Source organism: Vibrio sp. 1-1(7), assembly GCF_013048485.1.
Lineage (GTDB): Bacteria > Pseudomonadota > Gammaproteobacteria > Enterobacterales > Vibrionaceae > Vibrio > Vibrio fujianensis.
On the sequence record NZ_VHSP01000002.1, the window covers coordinates 1 to 13,155 of the forward strand.

Annotated in this window: 11 protein-coding genes; 1 reads left to right on the forward strand and 10 read right to left on the reverse strand. The window is 39.1% G+C overall.

Translation table 11 applies throughout. The features are described from left to right. Positions 1–677: 677 nt before the first annotated feature. From FKN05_RS08060 to FKN05_RS08080, 4 genes are all read right to left on the reverse strand, one after another. Positions 678–1,064 (reverse strand): hypothetical protein, encoded by a 387-nt coding sequence (locus tag FKN05_RS08060; RefSeq protein WP_099609979.1) that lies wholly within the window; start codon positions 1,062–1,064, stop codon positions 678–680. Positions 1,065–1,203: 139 nt separating this feature from the next. Beyond that, positions 1,204–1,680, reverse strand: a complete 477-nt coding sequence (locus tag FKN05_RS08065) for a GNAT family N-acetyltransferase (protein ID WP_170887260.1) — start codon at positions 1,678–1,680, stop codon at positions 1,204–1,206. A gap of 1,667 nt (positions 1,681–3,347) precedes the next feature. Then, the gene (locus tag FKN05_RS08070; protein WP_170887261.1) at positions 3,348–5,096 is read right to left on the reverse strand and encodes a hypothetical protein; all 1,749 of its coding nucleotides are present in this window, start codon (positions 5,094–5,096) and stop codon (positions 3,348–3,350) included. Between the two features lie 177 nt (positions 5,097–5,273). Then, the gene (locus tag FKN05_RS08080) at positions 5,274–5,567 is read right to left on the reverse strand and encodes a hypothetical protein (protein ID WP_113621959.1); all 294 of its coding nucleotides are present in this window, start codon (positions 5,565–5,567) and stop codon (positions 5,274–5,276) included. Between the two features lie 223 nt (positions 5,568–5,790). Between FKN05_RS08080 and FKN05_RS08085 the strand changes: the two genes are divergently transcribed. Beyond that, positions 5,791–6,039, forward strand: coding sequence for a hypothetical protein (locus tag FKN05_RS08085; protein ID WP_170887262.1), 249 nt, complete (start codon positions 5,791–5,793; stop codon positions 6,037–6,039). Positions 6,040–6,627: 588 nt separating this feature from the next. On the opposite strand, the gene FKN05_RS08095 is transcribed toward FKN05_RS08085, so the two are convergent. The 6 genes from FKN05_RS08095 to FKN05_RS08135 all read right to left on the reverse strand — a co-directional run bounded on the left by FKN05_RS08095 (position 6,628) and on the right by FKN05_RS08135 (position 12,546). Beyond that, a complete protein-coding gene (locus FKN05_RS08095; protein WP_170887263.1) occupies positions 6,628–7,161 on the reverse strand; it encodes a shikimate kinase in 534 nt (177 codons plus the stop codon). Between the two features lie 1,120 nt (positions 7,162–8,281). Beyond that, on the reverse strand, positions 8,282–9,274 hold the full coding sequence (locus tag FKN05_RS08105; protein ID WP_170887264.1) for an AAA family ATPase: 993 nt from the start codon (positions 9,272–9,274) through the stop codon (positions 8,282–8,284). Positions 9,275–9,430: 156 nt separating this feature from the next. Further along, positions 9,431–9,835: a DUF1801 domain-containing protein gene (locus tag FKN05_RS08115; RefSeq protein WP_088733275.1), complete on the reverse strand. Its 405-nt coding sequence runs from the start codon at positions 9,833–9,835 to the stop codon at positions 9,431–9,433. Positions 9,836–9,973: 138 nt separating this feature from the next. Next, the gene (locus FKN05_RS08120) at positions 9,974–10,810 is read right to left on the reverse strand and encodes a trypsin-like serine peptidase (RefSeq protein WP_103197569.1); all 837 of its coding nucleotides are present in this window, start codon (positions 10,808–10,810) and stop codon (positions 9,974–9,976) included. Between the two features lie 742 nt (positions 10,811–11,552). Continuing rightward, positions 11,553–11,831 carry a DUF3709 domain-containing protein gene (locus tag FKN05_RS08130; RefSeq protein ID WP_170887539.1) on the reverse strand — a complete coding sequence of 93 codons (279 nt, stop codon included), beginning with the start codon at positions 11,829–11,831 and terminating at the stop codon, positions 11,553–11,555. A 229-nt stretch (positions 11,832–12,060) separates the two neighbouring features. Continuing rightward, positions 12,061–12,546: a hypothetical protein gene (locus FKN05_RS08135; RefSeq protein WP_170887265.1), complete on the reverse strand. Its 486-nt coding sequence runs from the start codon at positions 12,544–12,546 to the stop codon at positions 12,061–12,063. Positions 12,547–13,155 lie beyond the last annotated feature (609 nt).

Here is a 13,155-nt window from a genome sequence, read left to right on the forward strand (position 1 = left end):
ATACACCGCAATTTTTACATATACAGATCGCTGGTTCTTGAAAATGCCGAAAGCAGCCCATTTAAAAACCTCATAAGGTAAATTTAAAGTCATCATAACGCCGCATTAAGGGGCAGGCAACGCAAACAACTGCGCTCAAACTAACCAACCGTAACCTCAAATGCCAAACAAACCAAAACTGCCAAGCGTTGACTGTCCCTCTTGAATGCTTTGTTATGTAACTTTCCTAACCATTTCAAAACATTACAAAGAACAACATTGCCAAATATCGTTTAACTTACATGAAAAGTTAGCAGTAACCCAGTAGAATTTACGTGGCAACAACGAAACTGCGAGCCCTAGTTCAAAGAAAAAAGTGACTTCCACCAAGCTTATCGCAAACTCGCTTTACCATTGAAGCCAGAGTAAAAACTCGAAGAACAAGAAGCCGAAAGTTAAATCAACATGCACGAAACTAACTTAAAGAAAGTCGAAATTGAAATTAGATCAATCATAAAAAACATTTATTTTTCAATACATTGCGGTCTTTTTCTCTACGGTTACATAACGCCGCATTAAGGGGCAGGCAACGCAAACAACTGCGCTCAAATTAACCAACCGTAACCTTAAATGCTCAACCAAACCAAAACTGCCAAGCGTTGACTGTCCCTCTTGAATGCTTTGTTAGGCTATTGATTCTACTGTTCTTTCACGTATGTACCATTGAAGGAAACATTTAACCCACCACATCCATTATCGTTGCTGACTACGAGTATATTCTGGTTTAATAAAATTTTAAGAGTACAACCGTCGACATCATAATTTATTTGATTTCCATTAAAGGTTACGACACCATCGATTTCTCCAATATTTATAAAGCCAGAGGAAGAATCACCAACCCAAACCGATGTCCCTGAGAGTTTGTATTCGCTCGAATCCACCCTAGTTAAATCAATAAAGGCAGCGTTAGTATCTAATTGACCATTATAATATCGCTCATAATGTCCTTGCAAACTAGGAACATTTGCTGCATATACAAACAAAGAAACAAACAGCATGGTTAGACAAACAAAAACCGTTTTCAAGTTCAAATCTCCTGAGTAGCCTAACGCCGCGTTAAGTAGTGAGCAACGCCACCACGAAACCTAAACTATTGTGCCATAAACACTTAAGCTGAAAAAAACCAAAAATGCCACGCGTTGCGAATCTGCCTTAAACGCTTTGTTATAACCGTTTTTCCATGCGTAAAAGACCCCAAACCTCACCGTCGAAAGAACGAGAGCCATTTTCATGCGACGTCACGGTAAAACCAAGAGACTCATAGCAATTTATCGCAACTATGTTTCGTTCAAATACGGCTAATGATAGTAAGCTAGCGCTGTATTTTCCTTTTGCTAGCTCGACTAACTGACCAAGCATGAGCTTTGAAATGCCCTTTCCACGAAAGCTTTCCGAAACAAATACGCGGCAAATTCTAAAGTGTGAAGCTGAAACTTTGAATAGTTCAACATAACCAGCACTCTGACCTGCAACAACGAAGATAAAGGGAAACACTTGCGCTTGAGAGCAATGTTTAGAAATTTGCACTGAATCCAATGGGAACTCAAAGTTTGGGCCACCCCATTGATAATTCAATTTATCCGAGTCAATCCACCCGATAAGCAAGTCATGGTCTTCTTTTTCAAATGCTCTAAGTTCCATTTCGCCCTCTAAGGTTATAACGCCGCATTAAGGGGCAGGCAACGCAAACAACGGCGCTCAAACTAGCCAGCCGTAACCTCAAATGTTCAACCAAACCAAAACTGCCAAGCGTTGACTGTCCCTCTTGAATGCTTTGTTATGTAACTTTACTAACAATTTCAAAGCATTACAAAGAAAAACATTGCCAAATATCGTTTAACTTACATGAAAAGTTAGCAGTAACCCAGTAGAATTTGCGTGACAACGACGAAACTGCGAGCCCTAGTTCAAAGAAAAAATGACTACCACTAAACTTATCGCAAACCCACTTTACCATTAAGAAAAAACGGAAAACTCGAAGAACAAAGAAGCCAAAAGCTAAATCAACATGCACAAAACCCACTCAGAGAAAATCGACATTGAAATTAGATAAATCATAAAAAACATCTACTTTTCAATGCATTGTGGTCTTTTTTCTTTACGGTTACATAACGCCGCATTAAGGGGCAGGCAACGTAAACAACTAAACTCAAACTAGCCAGCCGTAACCTCAAATGCCAACCAAACCAAAACTGCCAAGCGTTGACTGTCCCTCTTGAATGCTTTGTTATGTAACTTTGCTAACTATTTCAAAGCATTACAAAGAACAATATTACCAAATACCGTTTAACTTACATGAAAAATTAGCAGTAACCCAGTAGAATTTGCGTGGCAACGACGAAACTGCGAGCCCTAGTTCAAAGAAAAAAATGACTGCCACCAAACTTATCGCAAACTCGCTTTACCATTGAAGCCAGAGTAAAAACTCGAAGAACAAGAAGACGAAAACTAAACCAATATGAATAAAACTGGATTTATAAACTACAAAAAATAACCAATTAAAACAACCAGTTAAAGCAATACAACATGCAAATTAAAAACACACTTAAAAATAAATACACTTTAAATTTCAATACATTGCGTCTTTTTCTCTACGGTTACATAACGCCCAATTAAGTTGTGAGCAACGCTGCCACCTTACTCAAACACTTCACCGTAATCACTAAACAAATTGAAACCGAAAGCGCCGAGCGTTGCGAATCAGCTTGAATTGTTTGTTATGTTTTACCACAAATGACTGATTTATTTGGCAAAGAACTGCATTCTTAACCGGATTTTCTGGGCCTAATCACACGACAAAACTCACTTGGCCGCCAGATGAACGGAACATAAAACGCGTAAGTCCACTTCCCTGCCCAATGAGGCAACCCGACTTCGCCTCAACAAGCGCCCTCTCTTTCCAACCACAGCGCAAAACAATGGCAAATTGCCGAGGCAACTGCCAAGCCGATATGCCAATTAGCAAATACACTCAAAGCGACTTAGAGCCAGTGACACAAAACACAGCCACCACGACCTGAAAATGAAGCAACCCACGAATATTGGCATGTTTTACGGGCTGAGTAATTCATGAACTTGGGCCGACAATGCCGATTTGCTGAAGTAACTCGGACGAACTGCCAAAGGGACAAAGAACAGAGATAGAAGAAACTTTAAGCCACTGAAATACAAGTAAACATAACGCCGCATTAAGGTGTGAGCAACGCTACCACAAAACTTCACCTTACCACCGTAAACACAAAACCCAACGATGGAATGAAAAATGCCAAGCGTTGGGAATCAATCTTAAATGCTTTGTTAAGCGCGTCTTAAGACAACCCAAGCCATATATTATCAGCGCTAAATTTATCCGAAGATTTTAGTTCCTTAAGATAAACTTCGTAATCAATTTTTGCCATGTCAAAGGCTTGCTCCAAAGTACTTGCATCAAGCATTCCACACGTATAATCGAGAATTGAACTCATTGTTTGGTCTAAGTAATCGTGAGCATTTTCAATTAGTGTTTCAATGTATGATATGGAACTACCAGAATGAACAATTAAGTTTCTTGTTCGGTAGATTCTTCGTAATTGCCACGCAACTTTCTTTTCGTGTAAAGAAATTCGCTTAACTAAATTTTCTGGTTTTTTAAACATATCTGCTAACTCGAACGTTCGGTTACGTAGCAAGTGAAAATCTCCTAACTCAGCATAGAGTGATGTTAGAACACTATTGTTTTCAGGAAATGCTATGAGTTCAAGTACTTTCTGATAGAGCCCCTTGTCTTCAGGGCTATTAATATTTCTAAGGATTCTACTCGTTTTCTTTCTATCCCAACGAAGCAAGTCTGCTGCAAGTCTTTCAACTAACCTAGGAATATAGTTCCTCAAAAGTATAGGCATAATCCCATTACTGACTTTAACAATTTTACCTCCACCGTGCACTTGCGATGGAACGAGGGTCTCAAGTGCTATCCATACATTCAATAGTTGATTTTCAGGTAAGTCATTTGTCGTTCCAATTGCATGTAGGTCCACAACTCCATGGAATTTAATAAAAGAATTTCCTTCTAACCCCATATTTTTAATCATTGCATTCATTCGGGCTGAGGCATCTTTAGCACGTAGGTCAAAGCATTTTTCCATTGAATTTTTGGGCTTTCGGATCAACATAGGGGTTTCGTCACAACATTGCGTTATGATACTTTCATCTCTCCAGACAATTCTATTTTTATGCGAGAAAAGTAAGAACAGGTCTCTGACCATATCTAGGCTTTTTTCAGCTTTTATTCTGGCAGCATGTCTATCATAAGTTTCTATTCCTTTTACTTCGACCCAGACTTCATTATCACTAGGATGCAATCCATTATTTTTTGCAACTTCTACAACATCATCAGGGAGCTCATCTAGCACCTGAAGACCAAAAACAGGAATTGATTCTTCCACTTGTTTAATAAGATCAGAGACAATGAAGTAGATTTCGTAGTGATGGGAAGTTACAGATACCGAATAGAAAAAATTTTCTATCTCTATTAATTCTTCTATTTCATCCCCGAAAAAGAAGAACTTCTGTGTTTGCTCATATAAGTGTTGTTTTGATACACCCATATTTATAAGTGTTGATGCATAGCATCTTGCTACACGATCTATTTTTTTCTTTGAACCTTCTTCAATCGACTCTTTAAGCAATAGTTCACAAATATCTAAGTAATAAACTGGGTTTAATGTACGCTCTAAAACCTCAAGTCTTACTTTAGTGTCCGACAATTTCACACTATCTCCATGAAGTATGAAACTTTCGGCTGGAGCAGTTAGCATCACTTTTACTACAGGGTCTTGCGCCATAGACCAAGCTAACTCTTCAAGCACATGAGTTAAATTTGCTTCATCAATTAGGTCATCTTCGATGTCACTGATTAACTTGATAGCTTCTCGACATAAAAAGATGGAATTTAATGCCGGTGGCTTATACGTATCGAGTGTATAATCAAAAAATAGTTCGTCTAATCTTTGAGCGAAAAAAAACAAGTTAGCCAACTCTTTTTTTTGATGCCACTGTTTTGTTAATTTTAACTTCAATTTTCCACCTTATTATTCATTTTCACCAAAGCGCTTAACGCCCTGTTAAGGTGTGAGCAACGCAATACCAAAAGCCACCGCATACCACCTTAAACACTAAACGCAACGCATAGTAAAAATGCCACGCGTTGCGAATCATTCTTAAACAGATTGTTATGTGATTACTGACAGTTATCGCTACACTCTTGTACAACTGAACACGTGATGCTCATTAAACTCAATTTCATCACCCAGCTTCAAGCTCTTGAACGCGACGCTAATACTTGGGTCAAACCCACTAATTTTACCTTGGTATGTTTTCGCAGCTATCTCTTTAACAGATGTTACTGTAATTCTCTCAGAATCATATTGAAGAGTTACAGAGTCGCCTGTATTGATACCGGAATACTCGATCGGTTTCCCTGGAGTATGATTACTTATTACTGAATATGTAATCGCTGTTTCAAATCCTAATTCTTCTGCATTTTTCATAATATTTCCTCCAATCACATAACGCCGTATTAAGAGGTGAGCGACGCCATACATCACAGCTTCGACAAACTACCTTAAACACTAAAGCTAAATTTAAACGAAATTCGCCAAGCGTTGCGAATCCTTCTTAAATACTTTGTTAGGTGAAACATCAACGCGTGACCATTATCACACAAATGTATTAATTTACCCATATAATCAATGCACTACAAACAGGTGACATATGAAAAAAGAAAATTTCCAAACTATTATAGACGCTATTCTGATGATTTCTGCGCTTGGGCTGATTTGGTATTATTCCAACGGCTGGGTAGTTTTTGGGCTGTTAATAATCGCGAATATATACACTAGAAACTCGTTCAAACCACTGGAAAATGAGTTAGCAAAAGCGACATTAAAACTAGAGAACTTGGAAGCTGAAAATAATCAGTTAAGAAACAAAATTGATTTCCTTTTAAACGAAAAATACTGATGATAACGATTTGTTCACCTAACGCCGCATTAAGGGGCAGCCAACGCAAACAACTGCGCTCAAATTAACCAACCGTAACCTTAAATGCTCAACCAAACCAAAACTGCCAAGCGTTGACTGTCCCTCTTGAATGCTTTGTTATGTAACTTTGCTAACCATTTCAAAGCATTACAAAGAACAACATTGCCAAATATCGTTTAACTTACATGAAAAGTTAGCAGTAACCCAGTAGAATTTGCGTGGCAACGACGAAACTGCGAGCCCTAGTTCAAAGAAAAAAGTGACTGCCACCAAGCTTATCGCAAACTCGCTTTACCATTGAAGCCAGAGTAAAAAACTCGAAGAACAAGAAGCCGAAAGTTAAATCAACATGCATGAAACTCGCTCAGACAAAGTCAACATTGAAATTAGATCAATCATAAAAAATATTTACTTTTCAATGCATTGTGGTCTTTTTTCTTTACGGTTACATAACGCCCGCTTAAGGGGCAGACAACGCCACCACCAACTTTCCGCATAATACTGTAATCACCAAAACCAACGCATAGTAAAAATGCCACGCGTTGGCTGTCCCTCTTGAAGCGTTTGTTATGTGCGCAGCCCATCGATGAACGCCCTAGCCTTTTTCGGGCTAGTTACCCTAACGAATTTTATGTGGCTGTACCTCGGGTCATTCAGTAACTCTTTGTAACGAATACGATTTGTTTTATACGTTTTCAACGTCCAGAGAATAATCGAATCTTTGCTAAGAAACGACTTTTTGAATGACTCGACATTACCTGCTTTACCCCAAAGTTCCTGTTTAGTCACAATACGAGTTAACGCTCGTTTCACAGCTTGGAATAGCGTCCTAGAAAAGGAATAGTCCACCCAAATGATGGTGTCAGCCCTAGCCCATTTGATTTCGGCTGTCCGGTTATAGTTGCCATCAAGCACCCATTGTTCGCCACCTAGACTCTCAGTTAGATTTGCGAAGAACTCGTCATCTGTAGACTCTTGCCAATTTGGCTTCCAAAATATCGCATCCATTTCCAAGTATGGGTATTTGAGCTTATTAGCAAGTTGACGACTGAAAGTACTTTTACCACTACCACTTGTACCTATTACATTAATTCTTTTCATCACCAAACCTGATTTGTTTCCCTAGCACATAACGCCGCATTAAGGGGCAGGCAACGCAAACAACTAAACTCAAACTAGCCAGCCGTAACCTCAAATGCTAAACCAAACCAAAACTGCCAAGCGTTGACTGTCCCTCTTGAATGCTTTGTTATGTAACTTTACTAACCATTTCAAAGCATTACAAAGAACAGCATTGCCAAATACCATTTAATTCACATGAAAATTTAGCTGTAACCCAGTAGAATTTGCGTGGCAACGGCGAAACTGCGAGCCCTAGTTCAAAGAAAAAAAATGACTGCCACCAAACTTATCGCAAACTCACTTAACCATTGAGAAAAGACTGAAAACTCGAAGAACAAGAAGACGGAAACTAAGTTAATATGAATAAAACTGGATTTACAACTTTAAAAATAACTCATTAAAACAATCAGTTAAAAGAATAAAACATGCAAAGCAGAAGCTAAACTCAAAATGAAGAAATCATAAAAATACTTTAATTTTCAATACATTGCGGCCTTTTCTCTACGGTTACATAACGCCCGCTTAAGGGGCAGCCAACGCCATTACCAACTTGCCGCATAACATCGTAATCACAAAAACCAACGCATGATAAAAATGCCACGCGTTGGCTGTCCCTCTTGAAGCGTTTGTTATGCTTAAGCTTCAATGACTTACGTTTTACCAAAACCAAGATTAACTCAGCTTTGATTCACAACCAAAAGCCAAGACCTAAAAAACTGAAACGACTCATAGATTTGAAAAACTGACTTTGAATTTCGGCAATTCAAGCCCCACAACCTGTGTTCAAAATACTGATTGCGCCAACCGCCCTAACCTCGTGCTTGCCCGAAAATTGAATGAGGCAATTCGCTGAATTTCCAGCGCCAAAGAATAATTGTCCGGAAAACCGCGTCCACTGAAGCCAACTTGCCGAGAAACACAAAACTCACAAGCCAAGGGAACAAAGAACAATCATAAACCACTGATTTTTGGTGATTAAGCATAACGCCCGCTTAAGGGGCAGACAACGCTACTACCAACTTACCGCATAACACCGTAATCACCAAAACCAACGCATAGTAAAAATGCCGCGCGTTGGCAGTCCCTCTTGAAGCGTTTGTTATGCCTTAGACCCAGCCTCAAAATCGACTTTTTTACCATTCACATTCTTTGATAACGCTTTACTTAATTCCATAATATTTTCCATCATTTTAGGATCGAAATCTGAAGTGTTCTTTTTTGTAAATGCGCTATCTGTACTAATATTCCAATGTTGAAACGCTTCTTTTACTTGATCCCAACTAGCATTTGCACCATATGCCTCTAAATAAAACTTCCCAAAGTTAATAGCATGCCTACGCTCAGAATTTTTCAACGATTCATGCATATAAGAATTGCTAAAAATAAAGGCATAGCGAGCAAGTGCAATAAACATTGTAATGACAACTAACCCTCTAAATAAAATATAAAGGAAGTATGTCCAACTAAATATCTGTACATTATGAAAGTTTTCCAGCCCATAAAATGTCGAAACAACCATAAATAGGACACCACATACAATAGATATAGCACCAATAAAAGACCACATCTTAGCTAGCCAGTGAAAACTATTTTCTTTTGATTCCAAACCAGTTAAAGCAGTAATTACATAATCTTGAGATTTAATCTCAATTTGTTTTCTATTTTCTTCTGTATATTTTTCTTTTTCCTGCTGTAGTTCAATATACGCTATTTCTAGACGATTCTCTTTTTCAGCAATTTCTTTTTCTTTATGCTCCATGAATGCATTTAATTCATTTTTCTGGTCTCGTAATTGAGCCTCTAAATTCTGTCTCCGTAAAAGTAACTCCCTTTCACGTTCCTCATAAATGCTTTCCCGCTCACGAGCTTCAATCATGAGCTCCTTCTCGTGTCTCATTTGCTCTTGCTTCAAACGTTGCCGATTGTCGTTTAATTCTTTTTCTTGTGCATGCAATAGAGCCTGTTGCTGAGCAATTTGCTGCTGAAGCATATGTTGCCTTTCATTTAACTCTTCATATGCCAAGTAATATTCTCTATTCTTACGCTTTTCATCCTCTCCGTGTACATTACGGAGTATCTCTTCATTTGCCATATTTCTTTCCTATGTATAACTGAGGCATAACGCCCGCTTAAGGGGCAGACAACGCTACTACCAACTTCTGCATAACACCGTAACCACAAAAACCAATGCATAGTAAAAATGCCACGCGTTGGCTGTCCCTCTTGAAGCGTTTGTTATGTGAATTTTTCACACGCCCAAAAGAGGCAGGTTTTTACGCTGATGATAGGTTAAAGCTAACTCTAGACAGGACTTGATGACCGTTTCTGGTAGCGGTTTAGATAAGGTCAGGACTATTGCTCTATTTCCCTGAAACACCAACTCGTCACCATACAACTCCCGAAATGTATCGACTAGCTTAGTTTGGCAATTAAAGAATAGGTAATAATTATTAGGAGACTTAAGCTTCCAGTCCATTCTTAACGGACTGCCCGTTTTTACACTGTAGCTTGGCTCACCCCATTTTAGAGTTTCATCGACTTCACCCAGTTCCAACTCAGATGCGACTTGAAAGACTAAATTTCGCAGCTCTTCTAACCTAACACGAGCATTTTCCGGATACTCATCAAACCGATCTTTGACTACCTTGTCCATTGGAATCTCCTATTCACATAACGCCCAATTAAGGGGTGAGCAACGCTACCACCCAAACCTAAAGCATTGTGCCATAAACACTTAATTTGAAGTAGAACCAAAAATGCCAAGCGTTGGGAATCCCTCTTAAATTGTTTGTTATACGTTCTCTTTCTCCGAACTATTTGCTGCTTTTTTCCTTGATACATAATCATCTTCAGCGGCTTGTAGCAATTCATGAAGTGCTGATACATGCCAAACTATACCTAGGTCTGATTGTGGGTTAACACGACCAGAGTAGATTCCAAGAAACTCCCACGCTTTTGTACCTGACAACTTTGCAACCTCTTGACCTTCACTATTTTTCGTACGATAAGTTGAAGTTCTAAATGCAATAACAGGTGAACCAGATTGTCCTTGACGTGTTCTACAGTCAATTAGGAATACAGGGTTATCTTTATCAATTAGACTGAGTTCTTGCGCTAGAAATCCTGTTGCCCATATGGGCAGTTTACCATATGAAGTTAACCCGAAAGGAAAGCCAATAACGCTAACTGTCTCTGCCGGGGACAAAACCATGTTGGCACTATCCAATTCTGTTTCAAGATAATATGGGTACTTGTGAACATCATTTCCCCAATTCAAATTCAGTGCAACAATATCAGCCTTTTCTCCTAACCTAGGGTGTTCAATCCAAAATGGAGAGCCATCATCACGATATAGTGGCAGTCGAACCTTAAGCCAGTTGTGACCAATTTCTTCATTATCAACATTTTTGTGAAAATGAATAACGATTGCATCTGGAACAGCAGCATATTTGCTCAAACAATCGCCTGTTTCTTGATGCCGACCAGTTACATTGTGACGATTAGTCACAAGAGTCAGGTGAGAGCTTCTATCTTTAGATATTAATGTCGCAGTACCAGAGCTCAACTTAGTTTCTCCGAAATACATTTCAATATATAAAGATTTTGTTGTCGGTATTTCAATATGCATATTTTTCTCTGAATTAATCGGAACGTATAACGCCCGGTTAAGGGGCAGCCAACGCCATTACCAAGCTTCCGCATAACACCGTAACCACAAAAACCAACGCATGATAAAAATGCCACGCGTTGGCTGTCCCTCTTGAACCGTTTGTTATGCTTAAACTTCAATGACTTACGCTTTACCTGAACCAAGATTAACTCAGCTTTGTTGCACAAACAAAACCCAAAAACTGAAATTACTCATGATTTTGAAAATCAAACTTTGAACTTTGGCAGCTAAAACGAAAAAAACCTAAGATCAAGTTGCTGATAGAGCCAACTGGCCTAATCTCGTGCTTGCCCGAAAATTGACTGAGGCAACTCTCAGCATTTTTAGCGACCAAGAATGGATGTCCAGAAAACAGCGCCCGCTGAAGCCAATTTGCCGACGAGCACGAAACTCACAAGCCAAGGGAACAAAGAACAATCATAAACCACTGATTTTTGGTGATTAAGCATAACGCCCGCCTAAGGGGCTGACAACGCATTACCACTAAACTCAAACACAACAACTGCAACCACCGCGGCTCATTGGGACTGGAAACGCCACGCGTTGACAGTCCCTCTTGAGGCGTTTGTTATGCTTAAGCTTCAACACTTTACATTTTAACCAAACCAAGAATAACTCACTGAAATCATTGACCAAAATTCGAATTATCTTGAATTAGAACTGGCTCATTTTTTACCTATGAACTGACCAATGCAGGCTTTCATTTAGCAACTAGGCCAATGTGGAAACCCTCTCCGACAAACTCACTCACCACGCATTGGCACGACAACTCAATGAGGCAATAACACTGAAATTTACAGCGACAGACACATTGCCGTTTCATTAGGCAGCGCAAAACAATATTCAATTGCCGACAGACTTTAAGCCTGTAAGTAAAGGCACCAAACTGCTCAAAGCGACTTGAGCCAACAATACTAACCTCACGCAGACTCAACAACACAATGAGGCAATCACTGCGATTTTTCAGCGCCAGATACATTGCCACTTCATTAGGCAGCGAAAAACAATATTGAATTGCCGACAAAACATGAACGAAATGCCAAAGGAATCGACAACCACAAACTACTGATTTTTATGGATTAAGCATAACGCCGCGTTAAGGGGCAGCCAACGCAGCTACCAACTTAACGCACAACACTGTAAGCACAAAAACCATCGCATAATGAAAATGCCACGCGTTGGCTGTCCTTCTTGAACGCTTTGTTATATTAATATTTCGTGATTGACTGTTTAAGCCTAGATACAAACTCATAAAGCTGAAAAATATTTTGTGAACTATAGGAGTGTAACGTATGGTGATTTTGAAAAACAAAATCGAACCCTATATCATCAATTAAGTCAAGAACAGCTATAGACTTAATTGGAAGCACTCCGTATAAGCTTATTAATTCATTTTTGCTAGACTTTATGATTGACCACTCGTGTGCCAATCTATGACCCAATGTATCACAGCATTCTGTAAAAACCACTTTACCATCTGCTCCAAATAAATATTGTTCATTAACAACTTTTGGGACATAGTATTTAAAACTTGAGTGGACTGTATATGAGTTAACAGACGAAAGTGCAGAGTCCAAGTCATTAAAATTTAGAGAGTCTGGTGAAAGAATGACTCCACTTGAATTACCAATATCACTAAGCATTCTACTAACTGCGCCATCTATCTTGCTAATTCTTTTAACTAGTACTGGCATTACTAATCTCTTAGCCCTAAAGCTTGGAAGGAACACAACTAAAAAGTAGAAGATGTAACTAATCAATATGCCGATTGATATATTGAAGATTACGGAGTTTACAGGCAACAAATCTGAGAATGCATAGATATAGAAGTCTGAGTCAATTAGGTTAATGAGTGGATCAGCAGAAGAAGCCAAAGCGACATAGGAAAAAACAACGGCAATAGTCATATGGACGAACCAACTGTCGACATAATCTAAGATTTTCAAGTCTCACATACTCCTTCATTAATATAACGCCCGCTTAAGGGGCTGGCAACGCTACCGCACAGCTTAAACCAACAGCCGTAACCACTTCGGTTCAATGGGACTGGAAACGCTACGCGTTGACAGTCCCGCTTGAAGCGTTTGTTATGTGCCTGACAATAATACCTTTTATGGTATATTTTCAATTCTAGAAACTTACGATTGAGAGCTGACACCGCTTTACGTTCCTAATTCGGAGTTTCTTACAATGGTCATCAGTAAGAGTTTCGGGATCCTCAAACCCTTTAAGTAAGGGTGATAGACTGAATAGCCCAACGATTTTGCTTACGAGAAATGCAGGTCTGTCTAGATTAAGAGTCA

Bases quoted from the DNA above. Each gene is read 5' to 3' on its own strand.
- FKN05_RS08120 (WP_103197569.1), bottom strand. From the start codon at position 10,810: ATGCATATTGAAATACCGACAACAAAATCTTTATATATTGAAATGTAT.
- FKN05_RS08115 (WP_088733275.1), bottom strand. From the start codon at position 9,835: ATGGACAAGGTAGTCAAAGATCGGTTTGATGAGTATCCGGAAAATGCT.
- FKN05_RS08080 (WP_113621959.1), bottom strand. From the start codon at position 5,567: ATGAAAAATGCAGAAGAATTAGGATTTGAAACAGCGATTACATATTCA.
- FKN05_RS08105 (WP_170887264.1), bottom strand. From the start codon at position 9,274: ATGGCAAATGAAGAGATACTCCGTAATGTACACGGAGAGGATGAAAAG.
- FKN05_RS08130 (WP_170887539.1), bottom strand. From the start codon at position 11,831: ATGTATCTGGCGCTGAAAAATCGCAGTGATTGCCTCATTGTGTTGTTG.
- FKN05_RS08065 (WP_170887260.1), bottom strand. From the start codon at position 1,680: ATGGAACTTAGAGCATTTGAAAAAGAAGACCATGACTTGCTTATCGGG.
- FKN05_RS08095 (WP_170887263.1), bottom strand. From the start codon at position 7,161: ATGAAAAGAATTAATGTAATAGGTACAAGTGGTAGTGGTAAAAGTACT.
- FKN05_RS08135 (WP_170887265.1), bottom strand. From the start codon at position 12,546: ATGCCAGTACTAGTTAAAAGAATTAGCAAGATAGATGGCGCAGTTAGT.
- FKN05_RS08085 (WP_170887262.1), top strand. From the start codon at position 5,791: ATGAAAAAAGAAAATTTCCAAACTATTATAGACGCTATTCTGATGATT.